This window comes from Methylobacterium sp. Gmos1 (assembly GCF_053764715.1).
On record NZ_JBSNCC010000003.1, the window covers coordinates 392,530 to 412,023 of the forward strand.

A 19,494-nucleotide genomic window follows, 5' to 3' on the forward strand; every position below is an offset into this window, starting at 1 on the left:
TCACCGCCATGTCCGACACCCTCGACGGTCTCTATACCCTCCGGGCGTGAGATCCGTGGAGGCTCGTCGACCGGGCTCTCGAAAAGGAGAGCGGCGCCTCACCCGCCCGCCCCGGGAAAGAACCGGTTCCCTGGCCGCGGCAGGCCGAGATGCTCGCGCAGGGTCGTGCCCTCGTACTCGGTGCGGAACAGGCCGCGGCGTTGCAGTTCCGGCACCACCTTGCGGGTGAAATCCTCCAGCCCCTGCGGCACGTCCGAGACCATGACGTTGAAGCCGTCGCTGGCGCCGGCCTCGAGCCAGGCCTGCATCTCGTCGGCGATGGTCGCGGGCGTGCCGACCATCGCGAGGCCGGCATAGCCGCCGAGGCGCTGCGCCAGCTGGCGCACGCTCAAGGACTCGCGGCGCGCGAGCGTGATCGCCCGCTCGCGCCCGGTCTTCGACTGGTTGCTCTCCGGGATCTCCGGCAGCGGCCCGTCGGGATCGAAGGCCGAGGCGTCGACGCCGAGCGCGATCGACAGGGCGGCGACCGCGCTCGCCTCGTGCACCAGGCCGTCGAGATGGGCGCGCTTCTCGCGCGCCTCCTCCAGCGTGTCGCCCACCACCACGAAGCAGGCCGGCAGGATCTTGAGGTGGTCGGGGTCGCGGCCGACGGCGGCCATGCGGCCGCGCACGTCCTCGGCGAAGCGCCGGCCGTCCTCCAGGCTGGAGGCGGCCCCGAAGATCACCTCGGCGGTCTCGGCGGCGAGCTGGCGCCCGGCCTCGGAGGCGCCCGCCTGCACGATCACCGGCCAGCCCTGGACCGGCCGGGCGACGTTGAGCGGGCCCCGCACCGAGAGGTGGGGGCCGTGGTGGTCGAGCACGTGCATCCTGTCGGGATCGAAGAAGATCCCGCTCTCGACGTCGCGCAGGAAGGCGTCGTCGGCAAACGAGTCCCACAGGCCTTTCACCACGTCGACGAATTCGTGCGCCCGGTCGTAGCGGTCGGCGTGCTCGGGATGGTGCTCCAGGCCGAAGTTCCTGGCGGCATCGGGGTTCGAGGTCGTCACCACGTTCCAGCCGGCGCGGCCGTTGCTCAGGTGATCGAGCGAGGCGAAGCGCCGGGCGACGTGGAACGGCTGGTCGTAGGTGGTCGAGGCCGTGGCGATGAGCCCGATCCGCTCGGTCACCACCGCGAGCGCCGGCAGCAGCGTAGCGGGATCGAACGAGGTCACGGTGGCCGAGCGCTTGAGCGCCTCGACCGGCATGTTCAGTACCGCCAGGTGATCGGCCATGAAGAAGGCGTCGAACTTCGCCGCCTCGAGTTCGCGCGCGAAGCGGGCGAGATGGCGGAAGTTGAAGTTGGCGTCGGGCAGGCCGCCCGGGTAGCGCCACCAGGCGGTGTGGATGCCGACCGGGCGCATGAAGGCGCCCAGATGAAGCCTGCGGTCTCGCGCCATGTCGGGCTCCTCGTGCCGGCCGATGTAGCCGCGCCGCCTCGATCTGGGACCGCCGCCCTGGTTAGTCAATGAATTCCGTGTACTACTCCGCCAGAGCGCTTCACGATCGCGCTGCAATCGCAAAGCTCTCTAAGTTACTGTTTTTTCGCATTTTCTTCGACGAACCGGAACCCACTTCGTCGGAAAATGCTCCAGACGCGACGACGGGCGAGGATCAAATGAGCGAGACGGCACGCGGGAACGCCATCAGGGCGCGCTACGGCGCGCAGACGGCCTTCGACATCGCCTGGAACGACGTGATCGCGGGTCTCCTCGCCCACCGCACCGTGCGGGCGTTCCGGCCCGATCCGCTGCCCGCCGGCGCCCTCGAAGCGCTGGTCGCCGCGGCGCAATCGGCGCCGAGCTCGTCCAACCTCCAGACCTGGAGCGTCGTCGCGGTCGAGGATCCGGCCGTGAAGCGCCGCCTGTCCGAGGTGGCGCGCGGCCAGCGCCACGTCGCCGAGGCGCCGCTGGTGCTGGTCTGGCTCGCCGATTTGTCGCGCCTCGGCGCGATCGGGCGCGACCGGGACGCGCCGACGGACGGGCTCGACTACCTCGAGATGCTGATGGTCGGCGTGGTCGATGCCGCGCTCGCGGCCCAGAACGCCACCGTGGCGCTCGAATCCCTCGGCCTCGGCTCGGTCTATATCGGGGCTCTGCGCAACGACCCGGAGGCGGTGGCCGAGCTTTTGGGCCTGCCGCCGAACGTGCTGGCGGTGTTCGGCCACTGCGTCGGCTGGCCCGATCCGGAGCGGCCGGCCTCGGTCAAGCCGCGCCTGCCGCAGGAGGTGGTGCTGCATCGCGGCCGCTACGACCCCGCCCTCGCGTCCGGCCCGATCGCGGCCTACGACGCCGCGATGGCGGAGTTCCAGGCCGGGCAGCGGATGCCGGAGGTCGGCTGGAGTGGGGCCGCGCTCGAACGGGTGCGCGGGCCGGGCTCCTTGAGCGGCCGCGACCGCCTGCGCGAGATTCTGGAACGCCGCGGCTTCGGCCTGAAATAGCCACGACGTCCGCCGCGCCGAACGTTTTCTCGTTGATCGTCCGTTTCGTTCTTCATAAAGAACGTATCGGATGCAGCGCGAGAGTGGGAGAGCGACGTGGCGGACGAGCACAGGCGGGCGGAGACGATCGCCGCCGCGAACGGGATCGGGACGGACACGGCCTTCGGCGCGGTGACCCCGCCGCTCTACCTCTCGACGACCTACACCTTCGCCGAGTTCGAGAAGGCCCGGGCCTACGACTACGCCCGCCTCGGCAACCCGACCCGCGACCAGCTCGCCGACACGCTGGCCAAGCTCGAGAGCGGCGCCCGCGCGGTGGTGGTGTCGAGCGGCATGGCAGCCCTCGACCTCGCCCTGTCGCCGTTGCGCCCCGGCGACCTCCTGGTGGCGCCGCACGATTGCTACGGCGGCACCCACCGGCTGCTCTCGATGCGCGCCGCGCGCGGGCACTACCGCGTCGCCTTCGTCGACCAGACCGACGAGGCCGCGCTCAAGGCCGCTCTCGCTGACGGCGCCCGGATCGTCCTCACCGAGACGCCCAGCAACCCGCTGATGCGCATCACCGACGTCCGCCGGGTGGCTGCGCTCGCCAAGGCGGCGGGTGCGCTCTTCGTCGTCGACAACACCTTCCTGTCCCCGGCGCTCCAGCAGCCGCTGGCCCTCGGGGCCGACCTCGTCGTCCACTCGACGACCAAGTTCATCAACGGCCATTCGGACGTGATCGGCGGCGCGGTGATCGCCGCCGACGCCAGCCTCGGCGACGAACTCGCGGCGTGGGCCAACACCGTCGGCGTCACCGGCTCGCCGTTCGACGCCTACCTGACCTTGCGCGGCGTGCGCACGCTGTTTCCCCGCATCGAGCGCCAGAGCCGCAACGCTTCCGCCGTGGCCGCCTTCCTCGAAGCGCATCCGGCGATCGCGCGGGTCTACTATCCGGGCCTCGAAGGCCATCCAGGCCACGCCATCGCCAGGGGCCAGCAGCGCGGCTTCGGGGCGATGCTGAGCGCCGAGCTGGCCGGCGGGCGCGAGGCGGTGCGCCGGCTCGTAGGGGCTCTGCGGGTCTTCAGCCTGGCCGAGTCCCTCGGCGGGGTCGAGAGCCTGATCGCCCACCCGGTGACCATGACCCACGCGGCGATGGACCCGGAGGCGCGCGAGCGCGCCGGCGTCGGCGACGGGCTGGTGCGGCTCTCGGTCGGCCTGGAGGCGGAGGAGGATCTCTTGGGCGACCTGGCTCAGGCGCTCGACGCGGTCGGGCGCGGCTGACGGGCCGCGCGCGCAGGCTGCGCTAGATCCGACGCCATCCGTCCCGTCACCCCGAGGAAGCGATGACACACGGCACGATGCGCCTCGGCGCCTTCTTCTACGCAACCGGCCACCACGTCGCCGGCTGGCGCCACCCGTCGAGCGAGGCCGATGGCGGGATCAACCTCGAGCGCTACGTCGGCTGGGCCAAGCGCGCCGAGGCCGCGAAGTTCGACCTGATCTTCCTCGAGGACGGCACCGGCATCCGCGACGGCGACCTGCGCTCCAGCGAGCGCACCGCCCGCTCAGGCCATTTCGAGCCTGTGACCCTGCTCTCGGCGCTCGCGGCGGTGACGAGCCGCATCGGCCTCGTCGCAACCACCTCGACGAGCTTCAACGAGCCCTACAACGTCGCCCGCCGCTTCGCCTCCCTCGATCATCTGAGCGGCGGCCGGGCCGGCTGGAACCTCGTCACCTCGGCGACCGACCTGGAGGCGGCGAATTTCGGCAACGACAAAATCGCCCGTCACGCCGACCGCTACGAGCGGGCGGAAGAGTTCGTCGACGTGGTGCTGGGTCTCTGGAACACCTGGGACGACGACGCGGTGGTGATCGACAAGGCGTCGGGCCAGTTCTCGAAGCCCGACGGCTTCCGGCCCCTCGACCATCACGGCAAGCATTTCGAGGTGCGGGGCCCGCTCAACATCCCGCGCACGCCGCAAGGCCAGCCGGTGCTGGTCCAGGCCGGCTCCTCGGGCCCCGGAAAGGACCTCGCGGCGCGCACCGCCGAAATCGTGTTCACGGCCAACCAGACCCTCGACGAGGCGGTGGATTTCGCCCGCGACCTGAAAGGACGCATGGCCCGCTTCGGCCGGTCGCCCGACGACCTCAAGGTCATGCCGGGGCTGTTTCCGGTCGTCGGCCGCACGGAGGCGGAGGCGCGCGAAAAGTTCGAGGAGTTGCAGGCGCTGATCGACCCGGTGGTGGGGCTGGCGCTCCTCAGCCGCATGGTCGGCCACGACCTCTCGGGCTTCGACCCCGACGGGCCGGTGCCGGAATTGCCGGAGACGGAAGGCGGGAAATCGCGCCAGCAGCTGATGCTCGACCTCGCCCGCCGCGAGGGCCTGAGCCTGCGCCGGCTCTACCTGCGCATCGCGGGCGCCCGGGGCCACTCGCAGATCGTCGGCACGCCGACGCAGATCGTCGACGAGATGGAGGCGCGGTTCCGGGCAGGCGGCGCCGACGGCTTCAACATCATGCCCCCGACCCTGCCGGGCGGGCTCGACGACTTCATCGAGCTGGTCCTGCCGGAACTGCGCCGCCGCGGCCTGTTCCGCAGCGAGTACGAGGGCCGCACCCTACGGTCGCATCTCGGCTCGCGCCCGCCCGCCGGCTACGGGCCGGGGCAGCGGACAGCGGGATAAGCCATACTCCCCGGGACCTCGGCGGGGTGCCGCCGCGTTCACCGTCCGGGCGACCGCCCGGACGGAGAGCTTTTTTCGATGACGAGACATGCCGGCGCCCGCCTCGGGCTCGCCCTGCTCCTCCTGGCCGGCGCCGCGCCGGCGGCCCTGGCCCAGGGATCGAGCGCCCGCCTCGACAAGGTCGCGAGCTTCGACCACCAGGTCACCGGCGTCACGGTGGCGCGCGACGGCCGGATCTTCGTCAACTTCCCGCGCTGGAGCGAGGACGCGCCGGTCTCGGTGGCCGAGCTGAAGGACGGCAAGCCGGTCCCCTACCCGGATGCGGGCTGGAATTCCTGGCGCAACGCCAGACAGGACGAGGTCGACCCCAGGACCCACTTCGTCTGCGTGCAGAGCGTGGTGGCCGACGCGCAGGACCGGCTCTGGGTGGTCGATGCCGCCGCCCCCGCGATGGGAGCGGTGATCAAGGACGGGCCGAAGCTCGTCGGGATCGACCTCAAGACCAACCAGGTGGTCAAGACGATCCCGTTCGACACGACGACGGTGCTGCAGGCCTCCTACATCAACGACGTGCGGATCTCGCCCGACGGCAAGACCGCCTACCTCACCGATTCCGGCGCCGAGGGCGCGCTGATCGTCGTCGACCTCGACAGCGGCGCGGCCAGGCGCGTGCTCTCCGGCCATCCCACGACCATGCCGGACAAGAGCGTGACCGTGACCTATGACGGCCAGCCGCTGCGCCGGCCGGACGGGCGCGGCGTCAACTTCGCGGCCGACGGCATCGCGCTCTCGCCCGACGGCAAGACGCTGTACTGGCAGGCGATCAAGGGCAAGACGCTCTACAGCCTGCCGACCGACGCGCTGACCGGCTGGGCCACCGCCTCGGTGGTGCCCGAGATGCTGACCGACCGGACACTCGGGGGCAAGGTCGTCACGGTCGGCGAGAACGGGCCGGCGGACGGCCTGCTGATCTCCCGCAAGGACGGCCGGATGTACGTGACTTCGCCGCAGGACGACGCGGTCAAGGTGCGCGACCTGACCAACGGCGGTGCCGGGCTGACCACCCTGGTCCAGGACAGGCAGCTGCGCTGGCCCGACACCTTCAGCGAGGGGCCGGACGGCACGATCTACGTCACCACCTCGCACATTCAGGACTCGGCCGACTACAAGCCCGGCGCCCCGATCAGCCTGCCGACGGAGCTGTGGGCGATCCGGACGGGGCCGACGGCGACGGGCTCGACGGGAGCCGGGCCGGCGAGGTGAGGCGCGCCTGAACCGTCCCCGACTCTGCCGGGGAGGGTCGAGGGCGGAGCCAGCACGGTCCGGCGTACTGGAAAACTCCCTTCCACCGCCGACCCCGCCACAACCCCCTGGAAAAGACCGACAACCTGTGCTGCATATCCCGGCGTCACAGCCGTGAATCGCGCCCAGCGTCCTCGGCCAACCCGGGGACGCGGCCCGTCGTGCACAAGTCCGAAGCGAGCACGGCCACGGCCCGGCTGCGCCTGACGCCCGACAACCTGGCCGAGCGCGTCGCCGGCCTCGGGCAGGGCGAGCGGCTCGCTGTCATCGGGCTGACGCGCGACGGCGTCGGCGAGGTGCTGGCGGCGCGCGACATCGGCCGCGCGGTGCTGCTCACCGCCGCAGAGGGCCTTCGGACCGCCCGCGCGGTGATCGACCGCCTGCTCGACGATCTCGCCGACCTGGCGCTCGCCCGCTGGCCGGACTGGCCGGGACGGGACGGACAGGCACCGGACGTCTCAGGCCCCTGGCTGAAGGCGGCGGCGACCGTCGCGGCGGCCGGGCGGCCGCCGCGGTTCCGGCGGGTGGCACCCGCGCTCGAATTCGCCCAGCTGCTGCGGGCGGTCGATCCCGGCAGCGTGATCCTGGTGGCGGAGGTCGATCCGGTCGTCCCGGCGCGGGCGCGGGCGGCGATCGAGGCGCTGGAATGGTGCGCCGGCCAGGGCGCTTCCTGCATCCTCGCCCTGCCGGCCGAGCCGCCGGACACCCCGCCCTACGACCGCATCCTCTACGGCGCCTGCACGGTCGGCCGCGCGGCCGCGCCGGCGGCGGAGCGCTTCATCGCCCCGCGCTCGCGGGCCCACCCCGCCAGCGACGCCGAGAAACGGATCGAGGCGGCCCTGGCGAAGGACCCGGAGCTCGCCGGCCTGTTCACCGGCAACGAGACCGTCCAGGTGGCCGGCCCCGGCCGGCAGCCGCGGGTCGACCTGCTCTGCTCCCGGCACCGCATCGTCGTCGAGATCGACGGGCCGGAGCATCAGGCCAGCCCGAAATTCGCCCAGGACCGCCACCGCGACTTCGAGCTTCTGGTCGCCGGCTACCTCGTGCTGCGCCTCACCAACGATCAGGTCGCCGACGACCTGCAATTCGCGGTCGAGAAGATCCGCGCGGTCGTCCGGCTGCGCCGCAGCCTCCCCTCTCCCGGAGACATTCCCCGATGAGCGAGACGCCGACGCCGGCTCAGGCGATGATCCTCTGGCGCCTGCTCGGCCGGCAGGGCACCGCCCTCAACAGCGAGATCGCACCGAGGAAGCCCGAGCGCGACGCCCTGGTGAAAGCCGGGCTGCTGGCGGTCGAGAAGGAGGGCCGCTCCTCGCGGCTGACCGTGACCGACAGGGGCTGGAACTGGGCCGGGCAGCACCTGCGCGACGGCCTGCCGCCGGCCATGCGGGTGCTCCAGGACTGGCTCACGCGCCTCCACCACCACCTCGACGCGACGGGCGCGACGCTCGCCGACTTCGTCGGCCCCGCGCCGGAGCGGGTGCCGCCGGCGCCCAAGGCGCCGAGAACCGCGAAGAAGGCTGCCGCGAAGCCTCGGGCATCCTCGAAGGCCAAGGCCGCACCTCCACCGGACACGACCGCCCCGGACCGGCTTCGCACCCGCATCGAGCAGGCCTACCTCGCCTGTACCCAGGGCCGGAAGGCGACGCCGGTGCGCCTCAGCGCCCTGCGGGCGGCGCTCGCCGACCTCGACCGCGCCGCGGTCGATGCCGGGCTGGCGGCGATCCTGAGCGGCGACGAGACCATCCGGCTCACCCGCATCAGCGACCCCAAGGCCCTCGACGCCGCCGAGCGGGACGCCGCCTTCGAGCCGGCGGGCGAGCCCTTCCACGAGATCTGGATCCACGCATGAGCGACGCCCTCGACGCCCTGCGCCGCGTCAACTTCGACTGGGTGCGCACCCTCGACAGCGTCTGGCTCGACGCCGAGCCGACCGGCGCGCCGAACGAGGCCCTGGTCCCGAAGATCGTCGAGGCGCTCCACGCGCAGGCGCCGGGCAGCCGCCCCCGCGGCCGGGTGCTCGTCGGCGAGCCGGGCATCGGCAAGACCCACCTCGTCGGCCAGATCCGGCGCGAGGTCTGGGCCTCCGGCGGCTGGTTCGTGCTCCTGGACGTGCTCGGCCTCACCGATTTCTGGCGCAGCGCGGCGCTGAGCTACCTCACCGCCCTGATGCAGCCGATGCCGGACGGACGGCGCCAGTCCGACGCGGTGCTGGCCGGGGTCGCGCGCCGCTTCAAGGTCGAGGATCAGGTCGAGCAGGCGTTCAACACGCCGAACATCGACACCCGCAAAATCGTCGACCTGCTCGTGCGCGCGCTGATGCACGTCGACACCGTACGGGCGCTCAAGCACCAGGACGTGTTCCGCGCCCTCTGCCTTCTGCGCTCCCAGGACCTCGCCGCCGTCGGCCTCGCCCATGCCTGGCTGCAAGGCTACGACGCCGACCCGGCGGCGCGCGCCGCCCTCGGCTTCACCATGCCGCCGCCGGCGCCGATCGAGCTGGTGCGCGGCATGGCCTGGATCATGGGGCTGAGCGGCCCGACCCTCGTCGCCCTCGACCAGATCGACGGCGTGGTCGATGCGAGCCGCCTGACCCTCGACGACGATTTCGAGCCCGGCCCCGGCCTCGCCGAGATGCTGGCCGCCGGCCTGATGGAGCTGCACGACGGCGGCGGCCGCGGCATGACGCTCGTCACCTGCCTGACCGATTCCTGGCGGCGGCTGGAGGAGCGCGGGCTCAAATCGGCCATGGACCGGTTCGAGCCGCCGGTGGTGCTGACGGGCCTGAACAAGCCCGCCGCGGCCGCCGCGCTGATCCGCGCCCGCCTGGCCCCGGCCTACGCGGAGGCCGGCTTCACCCCGCCCTCCCCGACCTGGCCGTTCGGCGAGGCGGCGATCGCCGCCGCGGCCCGGGTCGCGATGCGGCCGCGCACGCTGCTGATGCGCTGCGACGCCTTCCGCCGCGACTGCCTGGCGAACGGGAGCGTCGCGGTCTGCGACGACCTCACCGGCAAGGCTCCCGAGCCGCCGCCGCCCGTGGCCGTGCCCGAGTTCGACCTCGACGAGGCCCGCCGCGACGCCGACATCTCCGGCATCCTCGACGACGAGGATGCCGGGCTCGGCGAGCTCTTGCGCGCCGCCTTCGACCTCTACGCCCTGGAGGACGATCCCCACGACGCGGTCGACGTGGTGAGCAAGGGCGAGCCCGAGCAGCGCCTGCCGCCGCTGCACGGCCGCCTCACCTTCCTCCACCGCGACGAGAACGACCGCGAGCGCCACGTCTGCTACCGCGCCCTGCTCCAGCCGCACGCGATCGCGTTCCAGGCCCGCCTGCGGGCCGCGCTCACCGCATCCGGCATCTCGTCCAGGATCCCGGGCCGCGAATTGCTGGTGGTGCGCCGCGGCCCGGTGCCGGCCGGCGCCAAGACCAGCACACTGGTCGACCGGTTCATGGCCGCCGGCGGCAAGCTGATCGATCCGTCGGACGACGACCTGCGCACCTTCGCGGCCCTGCGCGACCTGCGCGACGCGGCGTTGCGGGACGGACGGTTCGACCGGTTCGAGAGCTGGATGCGCGAGACGCTGCCGGTGCGCGGGACGGCGTTCTTCCGCCGGATCGGCTTGCCGGGGGACGGCACGGCGGAGCCGCCGCGGACAAGGCGCGGTCGCGCCCCCCTGCCGCCGCTGCCGCCGCGCCAGCCCCGGCCTGACGTCGATCCGCCGGCGGCCATCCCCGAGCCCGAGGAGGGATCGACTCGGGCCGAGACCGCGACGCCTCGGCATCGGTCCCCGGAGGCCGAGCCGGGGCGTCGCGCCGTGCCGGCCCACGCCATCGCGACGGTGGCGCGGGTCGCGGATCCGCCGCCCGGCGCGCCCGCGCCCGCGCCCCGGCCCGCCACCTCCCCGCCCCGGGCCCCCGATCCCACCCCCGACGCTATTCCGGTCGGCCACCGCCTCACCCCGGACGCGCCGACCGTCTCGCTGCCGCTGCGGCTCCTGCCGCGCCACACCGCGATCATCGCCGGGTCCGGCTCGGGCAAGACGGTGCTGCTGCGGCGTCTCGTCGAGGAGGCGGCGCTGGCCGGGATCCCGGCGATCGTGGTCGATCCCAACAACGACCTGTCGCGCCTCGGCGACCCATGGCCGGAGCGGCCGGACAGGTTCACGCCCGAGGACGACCGCAAGGCCGGTCTCTATGCCGAGCGGGTCGAGGTGGTGGTGTGGACGCCCGGCGTGCATGCCGGCAACCCGCTCTTCCTCTCGGTGATGCCGGATCTCGCCGCGAGCGAGGACCGCGACGAGCGCGGCCAGGCGATCGAGATGGCGGCCGAGACCCTGGGACCGCTCGCCGGGGCCGGCAAGACCCTCCAGCGCGGCGTGCTGGCCGACGCGCTCCGGGCCTTCGCCGCCCGCGGCGGCGGCACGCTGTCGGCCTTCACCGATCTGCTCGCCGACCTGCCGGACGGCACCAGCGAGATCGGCAACGCCATGAAGCTCGCCGCCGCCATGGCGGACCAGCTGCGCGCCGCCGTCGCCACCAACCCGCTGCTGCGGATCGAGGGCGCGGTGCTCGATCCCGCCCGGCTGTTCTTCGGCCCGGACGGCGATCGCACCCGGATCTCGGTCGTCAACCTGTCGGGCCTCGCCTCGGAGGCGGCGCGGGAGGATTTCGTCAACCGGTTGCAGATGGCGCTGTTCGGCTGGATCAAGCAGAATCCGTCGCCGCGGGGCCTGCTCTACGTCGTCGACGAGGCGCAAACCTTCCTGCCCTCGGGCCGCACGCCGCCGAGCCTCGGCAGCGGCATCAAGCTGGTGGCGCAGGGGCGCAAGTACGGCCTCGGGATGATCGTGGCGACGCAGGTGCCGAAGGGCATCCACAACCAGGTCGTGTCGAACTGCACGACGCAGTTCTTCGGCCGCCAGAGCGCGCCGGCCACCATCGCGGCGGCCCAGGAGATCATGGCGGCGAGCGGCGGGGCGGCGCCCGACATCGGCCGGCTCGGGGCGGGCGAGTTCTACTTTTCCACCGAGGGCTCGGGCAAGCCGGCCAAGCTGCGCACGCCGCTCTGCCTCAGCCACCACCCGGCCAACCCGCCGGCACCGCACGAGGTCGTCGCCCGGGCCCGGCGCTCCGCGAGCCCGGCGGAGGCGGCGCGGGAGGGATAGGTGCGCCTCCCGCTCGTCGGCGCCGCCATGTCGGGCGACGCCGGCGATCGGGCGTTTCGCGTGAGCCCCCCAACCGGCGCGGGCCGCCGAACCCATCCCGGGCATCCACCGTCTAACCGTGAGACGGCGGCTTCGACCTTGAGGCAGCGGCATGCAGCCCTTAAGGCATAACAAGTATTGCCCGCCCTGACTGTCGCGCGCATGGACGCATCCGACCTCAAGACATATTCCGAGATCTTTCTGCGCACGATCGAAGAATATGGGCTTGCAGGAGGATGGAGCTGGTCCTTCTCCTCGAACGAGCAGCGATGGTCGCCAGGTTTATTCAGGCTTCTCGGACTGGATCCACGCGCCACGACGGCCGGCTACGATCTCCTCGTCGGCCTCCTGCATCCCGACGACAGAGGGCGACTGGCGAGCGCAGGCGACGTCCTGCAAGGCCAGGTCTCGCCGACCGCGACCGTCCGGCTGATCCGGCCGAGCGGGGACATGCGCGTGCTGTCCATCCTGTCCGAACTGCGCGTCTCGCCGGAGGGTCGGCCGCTCTCCCTGCGCGGGGTCGCCCTCGACGTGACCGATCGCGAGCGGCTGCGCCAGGTCCAGGTCGCCGAGCAGCGGCGGCGCCAGGCCCTCTACCTGACCTCCTATACGGCGACGTATTCCCTCGGCCTCGACCTCGTCCATCACTTCCCCGCCGAGGTGGCGCAGGTGCACGGGCTGTCGCTGGAGGAGATCCAGGTCGATCCGTTCCTGATGGTCGTGCCCGAGGAGCGCGGGGCCTTCCGCGACCGGGGCTGGGACATGCATGACCGCCACATGCGCTTCCAGGGAACGCCGCACGAGCGCCTGGCCAGCGGCGAGGTCCGGCGTTTCCGCCTCGTCGGCGTTCCGGTCTGGAGCGAGGCGGGCGAGTATCGCGGCTGGACCGGCATGAAGTACCCGGTCCTCGAATCGGGTGCGCCCGCGGGGCGTCGCGACACCCCCGAGGATGCCGGCCTGCGACGGGCGCTCGAACAGGCGGTGCGCGGCCATCACCTGCGGGCGGCGCGCGGGCTGCTCGACTGGCCGATGGCGGCTCTCGCCGAGGCGAGCGGCCTGTCGCTCTCGACGGTGCGGCGCCTCGAGGCCAATGCCGAGATCCAGGGCGCCCGCTCCCGCCACAAGGCCGTCGCGGCCCTGCGCCGAGCCGGCATCCGGTTCATCGCGATGGATGACGGCACGCTCGCGGTCGCCAAGTCTTGAAGCGCGACGCCCGGGGCGCCCGGCCGGGAGTTTCGTGAGGTACACTTAACCGTGACACGGTGAAAGTCCGGCTTCAGGTCCGCCGCCGGATCTCCTATCCCCATGGGCCCGCCGCCCCGACCGCACAGCGCATGGACTCCGCCGATCTCAGGTTCTCGTCCGACGTCTTCCTGCACATCATCGAGGGGTCCGGCTTCGCGGGGGGCTGGCACTGGGTCTTCGCCACCGGCGAGCAGCGCTGGTCGCCGGGCTTCTTCCGGCTGCTCGGGCTCGATCCCGGCACCACCGCCGCGAGCTACGGCCTCTTCCTCGACCTCGTGCATCCGGAGGACCGCGCGCGGCTGACCGCCCCGGGCGACGTCCTCCAGGGCTACGTCGCCCCGACGTCGGTCCTGCGGGTGATCCGGCCGAATGGCGAGCTGCGCGTCCTGTCGGTCCTGTCGGAGCTCCAGGTCTCGCCGGAGGGACGGCCGCTCTCCCTGCGCGGGGTCGCCCTCGACGTCACCGACCGCGAGCGGCTGAGGCAGCTCCAGACCACCGAGCAGCGCCGGCGCCAAGCCCTCTATCTGACCTCCTACGCCACGACGTATTCCCTGGGGCTCGACCTCGTGCACCAGTTCCCCGCCGAGGTGGCGCGGGTGCACGGGCCATCCCTGCAGGAGATCAACGTCGACCCGTTCGTCATGATCGTGCCCGAGGAGCGCGAGGCCTTTCGCGATCGGGCCTGGGACTTGCACGACCGTCGGCTGCACTTCCAGGGAACCGCACACGAGCGCCTGGCCAACGGCGAGCTGTGGCAGTTCCGCATCGTCGGCGTCCCGCTCTGGGACGAGGCCGGAACCTATATCGGCCGGGCCGGGGTGAAATACCCGATCCACGAATCCGGCGCGCCGGTCCGCGCCGGGGGCGCTCCGCGGGATTCGCGGCTGCGGCACGCTCTCGAGCAGGCGGTGCGGGGCCATCACCTGCGGGCGGCGCGCGGGCTGCTCGACTGGTCGATGATGCGGCTCGCCGAGGCGGGCGGCCTGTCGCTCTCGACCGTGCGGCGCCTCGAGGCCGACGCCGAGACCCAGGGCGCCCGCTCCCGCCACAAGGCCGTGACGGCCCTGCGCCAAGCGGGCATCCGGTTCATCGCGATGGATGACGGCACCGTCGCGATCGCCAAGTCGTGACGCCGTTTCCCGGAAGATCACCGTCGAGAATGACATCGGCTGCCGACGAGGCGACCGAGCGGCTCGGGAACGAGCCCTTGAACAACCTCGACATGCGCCGCGCCGCCTCGATGACGGTGAAGGGCTCCCGGACCGTGTTCTTTCGCCGCCGACCCGGGAGCACCGGCATTCCTCTTGCGGTCATCCCTGCTGCACGGGCGGAAAGGATGGTCGAGATGCCGCTCGCGAGGCTTCGCGGGCGGAACCGATGGTCGTTCTTCGACGACCGCCGGCATCAGGCCGTGGCGCGGCTGCGCCCTGTCGCGCGCCCGTCGGCCTCGCACAGGGTCGCGGCCGCGAGGGCGACCCGGTCCGGCACGTCCTCCTCCGAGCCCCACCAGATCGTCTCGCCGCTCGCCATCCGGGCGTAGCGGGCCTGCCCGCGAATCCCGACCTCGACCACCCGGCCGAGACGGCCCGACCTCCGCCCGCCATCCACGCGCCCGACATCCATGGCTGCTGCTCCCGCACCGCGTCCGTCAGCGAACGCCGCTCCCGGCTTCCGGTTCGAGCGGGGCCGTACGGGATGAGGGCGCACGGTCCGCCGGGGGACGCGCCGCTTTGCCGTCCCGATACTGAGTTTCGGTGCTTGTTCTCGCCGAGGCGATCCTCGCGGTGGCGCTGCCTGCAAGCTTAATCCCCATGAGATCCGCCCGCCGGGCGAATTTAGCCGCCGATTGTTCGATCATGGCGATTGACCCTGGAACGTCAGGCGCCCATCACAGGAGCGGTTGGATATTTGGAAGAAAAAATGGACGACGCGGTCTCCCTCACCCCTCCGATGATCGAGCTGACGAGTGACATCGTCGGCGCCTACGTCTCGAACAACAACGTTCGGGTCGCCGATCTGCCCGGCCTGATTGCATCGATACACGCAACGCTGGTTGGACTCGGCCAGCCGGCGGCTCAGCCGGAGGAGGATCACAAGGTCACCGCCGCCCAGATCCGGAAATCCGTGACGCCGGACCACATCACGAGCTTCCTCGACGGCAAGCAATACAAGAGCCTGAAGCGCCACCTCACGACGCGCGGCTACACGCCGGACGAGTACCGCCAGAAGTTCGGCCTGCCCTTCGATTACCCGATGGTGGCGGCGACCTACGCGGCCCAGCGCTCCGAGCTGGCCAAGAGCCTCGGCCTCGGGCAGATTCGGCGCGAGCGCGCCGCCGCGCGCAAGGCGCAAGCCGAGCCCGCCGCCGCACCGGCCCGCCGCGGCCGCCCGCGGAAGGATGCTCCCGCCGAGGGCTGAGGCAAGCGCCGACGCGTCGGATCCGGCCGATCGTCCCAGGGCCGGCTCGCGCCCGGGACGGATCGTGGCGTCCTCGCGACATCCGTACCTCGCCCGGATGCCGCCGGCCGGCACCGGGGCGGGCGACGGTCGTCGTCCACGGACCCAGGGACGACGGCGAGGGATGCACCCTCGATCAGCGCCCGGCTGCGCGCCGGACGGCCCGGGCTCGATCCTCGCGCGGACGACGCGGCGCCGCATCTGCGGCGATCCGTGCCGTGCGCCGGTCGAGGCGCTCGGCCGACCGGCGCAAGCCGACCAGGCCGAGCGCGGCGGCGCCCCCCACGAGGCAGGGCACCAGGACCAGGGCATAGGTCGTCAGGCTCATCATCGCAGGGTCGTCAACGTCAGCCTCGCACCGAAGTGTAGACCAACGCCGAGCACGAACCAAACGACCATCAGCGCGAGGGCGGGCGCGTTGACGCGGCCCGTCGTCGCCATGGCGGCGGTGAGCGGGGCGACGATGCCCGTGATGGTGAAGCCGGCCGCCCCGATATTCATCAAGTTCGCGGTCAGCTTCACCTGCTCGTTGTGGACGAGGATGTCGCGGGCGAGTTGCGCGCGCTCGTCGTCGTCCGCGTCCTCACTCGTCTCGCCGGGTTGCGGCCCGCTCGCCATGCGCGATCCGGGCCCCGGTCACGCGCGACCCGACTTCGGGTAGCCCCGCGGCGCCATCGCGCCGGCGCCGCCGCGATGGCCGACCCACTTCGCCAGCTCCGTGCCCGCCTCCGAGCGGGTGCGCCCGGCGCTGTCGGGCCAGGTCAGGCCGTCGGCGAGGCGGAAGATCACCACGGAATCGAGCGTGCCGTCGCGGTACTTCTGCAGCCGCACGCCCTTGCCGCGGACCATCTCGGGGATCTCGGCCAGCGGGAAGACCGTCATCAGGCGGTTGGTGCCGCAGACCGCGACGTGGTCGCCCTCCCCCACCTCGGTAACGAGGCTGGCGGTCGCCGGCTCGTCGAGGCCGATCACCTGCTTGCCCTTGCGGGTGTTGGCCACGAGCCCGTCGGCCGGGGTGACGAAGCCGCGGCCGTCGGTGGTGCAGAGCAGAAGCTTCACGCCGGGCTTGTGCGCCCAGACGGTGACGATCTCCGAGCCCTCGTCCATGTCGACCATCAGGCGGATCGGATCGCCGAAGCCGCGCCCGCCGGGGAGCTTGGCGGCGTCCAGCGTGAAGACCTTGCCGTTCGAGGCCAGCACCAGGATCTTCGCCGTCGTCTCGGTGGGAAAGCTCACCTTGAGGATGTCGTCGCCCTTGAACTGCACGGCCGAGAGGTCGGCGACGTGGCCCTTGAGCGCCCGGATCCAGCCTTTTTGCGACACGATCACGGTGATCGGCTCGCGCTCGACCATCGCCTCGGAGAAGTCGATGCCGGAGGTGTCGGGCGGGTTCTCGAGCGTGGTGCGGCGCCGGCCGAGCGGCGTCTCGGGGCCGTAGGTCTTGCGCACGGCCCGGATCTGGGTCGCGATCGACTTCCACTGCTTGTCGTCGGAGCCGAGCAGGCCGTCGAGGTCGGCCTTCTCCTTGGTGAGCGCATCGTGCTCGCGCTTCAGTTCCATCTCCTCCAGCTTGCGCAAGGAGCGCAGGCGCGTGTCGAGGATGGCGTTGGCCTGCAACTCGGAGAGTTCGAAGACCCGCATCAGCTCGGCCTTCGGCTCGTCCTCCTCGCGGATGATCTGGATCACCCGGTCGAGGTCGAGATAGACGATGAGCAGGCCGCCGAGGATCTCGAGCCGGCGCTCGATCTGGGCGAGGCGATGGCGCGAGCGGCGCTGGAGCACGACCCGGCGATGGTCGAGCCATTCGCGCAGGGCCTCCGCCAGGCCGATCACCCGCGGCACCGTGCCGCCGACGAGCACGTTCATGTTGAGCGAGATGCGGCTCTCGAGCTCGGTGAGCCGGAACAGCGATTCCATCAGCACGACGGGATCGACGGTGCGCGAGCGCGGCTCCAGCACCACCCGCACGTCCTCGGCCGATTCGTCGCGCACGTCGGCGAGCAGCGGCAGCTTCTTCTCCTGCAGAAGCTCGGCCATCTTCTCGATCAGCCGCGCCTTCGGCACGCCGTAGGGGATCTCGGTGACGACGACGGCCCAGGTGCCGCGGCCCAGGTCCTCCTTCTGCCAGCGCGCCCGGACCCGGAACCCCCCGCGCCCGGTGCGGTAGGCCTCGGCGATCGAGGCCGCCGAATCGATCACGATGCCGCCGGTCGGGAAGTCGGGTCCCTTGACGAAGGTGGTCAGCTGCTCCGACGTCGCGGCCGGGTGGGTGATGAGGTAGAGCGCCGCCTCGCACAGCTCCGCCGCGTTGTGCGGCGGGATCGAGGTCGCCATGCCGACGGCGATGCCCTGCGAGCCGTTGGCGAGCAGGTTCGGGAAGGCCGCCGGCAGGACGACCGGCTCCTCTTCCTGCCCGTCGTAGTTCGGGCGGAAATCAACCGAATCCTCGTCCATTCCCTCGAGGAGGAGGCGGGCGACCTCGGTCATCCGGCACTCGGTGTACCGCTGGGCCGCCGGGTTGTCGCCGTCGATGTTGCCGAAATTGCCCTGGCCGTCGACCAGGGGGTAGCGCTGGGCGAAGTCCTGGGCGAGGCGCACCAGCGCGTCGTAGACCGCGACGTCGCCGTGCGGGTGATACTTGCCGATCACGTCGCCGACGACGCGGGCGCACTTCTTGTAGGCGCTGCCGGGATCGAGGCGCAAAAGCCGCATCGCGTGCAGGATGCGCCGGTGCACGGGTTTCAGGCCGTCACGGGCATCGGGCAGCGCCCGGTGCATGATCGTCGAGAGCGCGTAGGCGAGGTAGCGCTCCTCCAGCGCCGCCTTCAGGTCGACGTTCTCGATCCCGTCGCGGTCGGAGGGTGGCTCGAAGGGCTTTCCCATGGGCGGACGTCAACTCACGGTTTCGGCGGTCTCAAGGCGAGAACATAACACGAACATTCTCCGATTGCCAGGAAGGCGAGACAACCCTTCCTGGCAATCGGAGAGTGCCTTCGCCTGCGCGAAGGCGTCCGGCGCATCGGCGCCGGCGCCCGTTCGGGCTTGCCTCGGCTCCGACGAACGCTCCGCATGCGCCGGAGCCGAGGGATCACACAGACCCGGCGGTCCCGAGCGCGACGAAGCGCGCCCGCTCCTCCGGCTCGGCGAGATCGCGCGGGCCCCAGATGTGCTGGTCGAGGAAATAACCCGTTAAGGTAAACCCTTGCTTGATCTCCCGCTCGCTCGGCACGTTGAGGCCGCGGCGGTCGGGGCGGTCGACCAGGAAGTCGGGCAGCGCGAGCAGCCGGTCGCGCCAGGGCTCGCCGGCCGCCGCGCTCACCGCCCGCCCGCTCTTCGGCGAGACGTAGGCGAGGTATTCGTTGGTGCCGGTGGCCGCGCAGGCCGAGAGGTCGAGGCCGAAGCCGAGCTCGGCGAGCATCGCGAGTTCGAAGCGCACCATCAGGGCGGGGGCGATCGCGGGCTCGTGCAGGTGCTCGATCAGCACCCTGGCGGCAGCAAACAGGGCGGGATGCGGATCGCGCTCGGGCAGGAGCCGCATCAGCCCGGCGGCGTAGCCGATGCCGTAGAGCGCGAGGCGCGAGCCGATCAGCCGGGCGCTGGCGCTCGCGATCGGCTCGACCGCGTAGGACCCCAGGCCCTCGTCGAGCCGCGCGCGCCACACCGCCCGCACCAGGTTACCGGGCTGGAGCACCGGCTGCATCCGGCGCGAGCGCCCGCCATGGACGAGGCCGAGATGCCGGCCGTGCTCGGCGGTCATCAGTTCGAGGACGACGCCGGTCTCGCCGTGCCGCCGCGCCCCGAGAACCAGCCCGTCATCCGTCCACTGCATGGAGGGTCCATAGCCGCTCGGGGAGCGGAACTGAACTGGGTTTCGGGCGCGAAGCCTCGTCCGCTTGCGCCCGTGGAGACCGCTGTGGGCCCGGTGCGGCGATTCCGGACGTCATGCTTGGATGTGCGGAAAACAGGTGTTTTCCGACATCTGAGATTGCTACCTGGGGATGGCGGCCGGATCCTGACGGGCATCAGGCGGCGCAGCGGACGCTCGTCCACCTGCCCCGCCCCCATCTTTCGATTTTCGTCGGGCCTCTCAGTTAGCTCGGGCCTCCCTGATAGAATGCCCCGGGTTTATCGCTCGCGCTTTGG

At 71.8% G+C, this 19,494-nt stretch carries 16 protein-coding genes; 10 read left to right on the forward strand and 6 right to left on the reverse strand.

Annotated elements, in window-relative coordinates:
* Window positions 1-98: 98 nt before the first annotated feature.
* On the reverse strand, window positions 99-1,436 hold the full coding sequence (locus ACS5PV_RS08010) for an LLM class flavin-dependent oxidoreductase (protein WP_455394804.1): 1,338 nt from the start codon (window positions 1,434-1,436) through the stop codon (window positions 99-101).
* A gap of 218 nt (window positions 1,437-1,654) precedes the next feature.
* On the opposite strand from ACS5PV_RS08010, the gene ACS5PV_RS08015 reads away from it, so the two are divergent.
* The 9 genes from ACS5PV_RS08015 (at window position 1,655) to ACS5PV_RS08055 (ending at window position 14,024) form a co-directional block, all read left to right on the forward strand.
* A complete protein-coding gene (locus tag ACS5PV_RS08015) occupies window positions 1,655-2,476 on the forward strand; it encodes an NADPH-dependent oxidoreductase (protein WP_455394805.1) in 822 nt (273 codons plus the stop codon).
* Between the two features lie 96 nt (window positions 2,477-2,572).
* Entirely contained in the window at window positions 2,573-3,739 is a 1,167-nt protein-coding gene (gene metB / locus ACS5PV_RS08020; protein WP_455394806.1) for a cystathionine gamma-synthase, read from the forward strand.
* 62 nt (window positions 3,740-3,801) lie between these two features.
* Complete coding sequence (locus tag ACS5PV_RS08025) at window positions 3,802-5,142, forward strand: LLM class flavin-dependent oxidoreductase (protein ID WP_455394807.1); 1,341 nt, start codon at window positions 3,802-3,804, stop codon at window positions 5,140-5,142.
* A 78-nt stretch (window positions 5,143-5,220) separates the two neighbouring features.
* Window positions 5,221-6,405 (forward strand): L-dopachrome tautomerase-related protein, encoded by a 1,185-nt coding sequence (locus tag ACS5PV_RS08030; RefSeq protein WP_455394808.1) that lies wholly within the window; start codon window positions 5,221-5,223, stop codon window positions 6,403-6,405.
* 200 nt (window positions 6,406-6,605) lie between these two features.
* A complete protein-coding gene (locus tag ACS5PV_RS08035) occupies window positions 6,606-7,604 on the forward strand; it encodes an endonuclease domain-containing protein (protein WP_455394809.1) in 999 nt (332 codons plus the stop codon).
* Window positions 7,601-8,296 carry a hypothetical protein gene (locus tag ACS5PV_RS08040; protein ID WP_455394810.1) on the forward strand — a complete coding sequence of 232 codons (696 nt, stop codon included), beginning with the start codon at window positions 7,601-7,603 and terminating at the stop codon, window positions 8,294-8,296. Before ACS5PV_RS08035 ends, ACS5PV_RS08040 begins: the two co-directional genes overlap by 4 nt.
* Window positions 8,293-11,610: a helicase HerA domain-containing protein gene (locus tag ACS5PV_RS08045; protein WP_455394811.1), complete on the forward strand. Its 3,318-nt coding sequence runs from the start codon at window positions 8,293-8,295 to the stop codon at window positions 11,608-11,610. The genes ACS5PV_RS08040 and ACS5PV_RS08045 overlap by 4 nt, the downstream gene beginning before the upstream one ends.
* A gap of 201 nt (window positions 11,611-11,811) precedes the next feature.
* On the forward strand, window positions 11,812-12,852 hold the full coding sequence (locus ACS5PV_RS08050) for a PAS domain-containing protein (protein ID WP_455394812.1): 1,041 nt from the start codon (window positions 11,812-11,814) through the stop codon (window positions 12,850-12,852).
* Between the two features lie 131 nt (window positions 12,853-12,983).
* Complete coding sequence (locus ACS5PV_RS08055) at window positions 12,984-14,024, forward strand: PAS domain-containing protein (RefSeq protein ID WP_455394813.1); 1,041 nt, start codon at window positions 12,984-12,986, stop codon at window positions 14,022-14,024.
* Between the two features lie 274 nt (window positions 14,025-14,298).
* Here ACS5PV_RS08055 and ACS5PV_RS08060 read toward each other — a convergent pair whose 3' ends face one another.
* Entirely contained in the window at window positions 14,299-14,517 is a 219-nt protein-coding gene (locus ACS5PV_RS08060; RefSeq protein ID WP_455394814.1) for a hypothetical protein, read from the reverse strand.
* Between the two features lie 297 nt (window positions 14,518-14,814).
* Here ACS5PV_RS08060 and ACS5PV_RS08065 point away from each other — a divergent pair, with 297 nt between their 5' ends.
* The gene (locus ACS5PV_RS08065) at window positions 14,815-15,312 is read left to right on the forward strand and encodes a MucR family transcriptional regulator (protein ID WP_455394815.1); all 498 of its coding nucleotides are present in this window, start codon (window positions 14,815-14,817) and stop codon (window positions 15,310-15,312) included.
* 175 nt (window positions 15,313-15,487) lie between these two features.
* Here ACS5PV_RS08065 and ACS5PV_RS08070 read toward each other — a convergent pair whose 3' ends face one another.
* The 4 genes from ACS5PV_RS08070 to recO all read right to left on the reverse strand — a co-directional run bounded on the left by ACS5PV_RS08070 (window position 15,488) and on the right by recO (window position 19,180).
* Window positions 15,488-15,682, reverse strand: coding sequence for a hypothetical protein (locus ACS5PV_RS08070; RefSeq protein ID WP_455394816.1), 195 nt, complete (start codon window positions 15,680-15,682; stop codon window positions 15,488-15,490).
* Complete coding sequence (locus tag ACS5PV_RS08075) at window positions 15,679-15,969, reverse strand: hypothetical protein (protein ID WP_455394817.1); 291 nt, start codon at window positions 15,967-15,969, stop codon at window positions 15,679-15,681. Before ACS5PV_RS08075 ends, ACS5PV_RS08070 begins: the two co-directional genes overlap by 4 nt.
* A gap of 18 nt (window positions 15,970-15,987) precedes the next feature.
* Window positions 15,988-18,234, reverse strand: coding sequence for a DNA topoisomerase IV subunit A (gene parC, locus ACS5PV_RS08080; RefSeq protein ID WP_455394818.1), 2,247 nt, complete (start codon window positions 18,232-18,234; stop codon window positions 15,988-15,990).
* Window positions 18,235-18,439: 205 nt separating this feature from the next.
* The gene (gene recO / locus ACS5PV_RS08085; RefSeq protein ID WP_455394819.1) at window positions 18,440-19,180 is read right to left on the reverse strand and encodes a DNA repair protein RecO; all 741 of its coding nucleotides are present in this window, start codon (window positions 19,178-19,180) and stop codon (window positions 18,440-18,442) included.
* Window positions 19,181-19,494 lie beyond the last annotated feature (314 nt).

What these genes read in the sequence shown, in the direction of transcription:
- ACS5PV_RS08010 (WP_455394804.1), bottom strand. Translation starts at nt 1,436, where the DNA reads ATGGCGCGAGACCGCAGGCTTCATCTGGGCGCCTTCATGCGCCCGGTC.
- ACS5PV_RS08015 (WP_455394805.1), top strand. Translation starts at nt 1,655, where the DNA reads ATGAGCGAGACGGCACGCGGGAACGCCATCAGGGCGCGCTACGGCGCG.
- ACS5PV_RS08025 (WP_455394807.1), top strand. Translation starts at nt 3,802, where the DNA reads ATGACACACGGCACGATGCGCCTCGGCGCCTTCTTCTACGCAACCGGC.
- ACS5PV_RS08030 (WP_455394808.1), top strand. Translation starts at nt 5,221, where the DNA reads ATGACGAGACATGCCGGCGCCCGCCTCGGGCTCGCCCTGCTCCTCCTG.
- ACS5PV_RS08040 (WP_455394810.1), top strand. Translation starts at nt 7,601, where the DNA reads ATGAGCGAGACGCCGACGCCGGCTCAGGCGATGATCCTCTGGCGCCTG.
- ACS5PV_RS08045 (WP_455394811.1), top strand. Translation starts at nt 8,293, where the DNA reads ATGAGCGACGCCCTCGACGCCCTGCGCCGCGTCAACTTCGACTGGGTG.
- ACS5PV_RS08050 (WP_455394812.1), top strand. Translation starts at nt 11,812, where the DNA reads ATGGACGCATCCGACCTCAAGACATATTCCGAGATCTTTCTGCGCACG.
- ACS5PV_RS08055 (WP_455394813.1), top strand. Translation starts at nt 12,984, where the DNA reads ATGGACTCCGCCGATCTCAGGTTCTCGTCCGACGTCTTCCTGCACATC.
- ACS5PV_RS08060 (WP_455394814.1), bottom strand. Translation starts at nt 14,517, where the DNA reads ATGGATGTCGGGCGCGTGGATGGCGGGCGGAGGTCGGGCCGTCTCGGC.
- ACS5PV_RS08065 (WP_455394815.1), top strand. Translation starts at nt 14,815, where the DNA reads ATGGACGACGCGGTCTCCCTCACCCCTCCGATGATCGAGCTGACGAGT.
- ACS5PV_RS08070 (WP_455394816.1), bottom strand. Translation starts at nt 15,682, where the DNA reads ATGATGAGCCTGACGACCTATGCCCTGGTCCTGGTGCCCTGCCTCGTG.
- ACS5PV_RS08075 (WP_455394817.1), bottom strand. Translation starts at nt 15,969, where the DNA reads ATGGCGAGCGGGCCGCAACCCGGCGAGACGAGTGAGGACGCGGACGAC.
- parC (WP_455394818.1), bottom strand. Translation starts at nt 18,234, where the DNA reads ATGGGAAAGCCCTTCGAGCCACCCTCCGACCGCGACGGGATCGAGAAC.
- recO (WP_455394819.1), bottom strand. Translation starts at nt 19,180, where the DNA reads ATGCAGTGGACGGATGACGGGCTGGTTCTCGGGGCGCGGCGGCACGGC.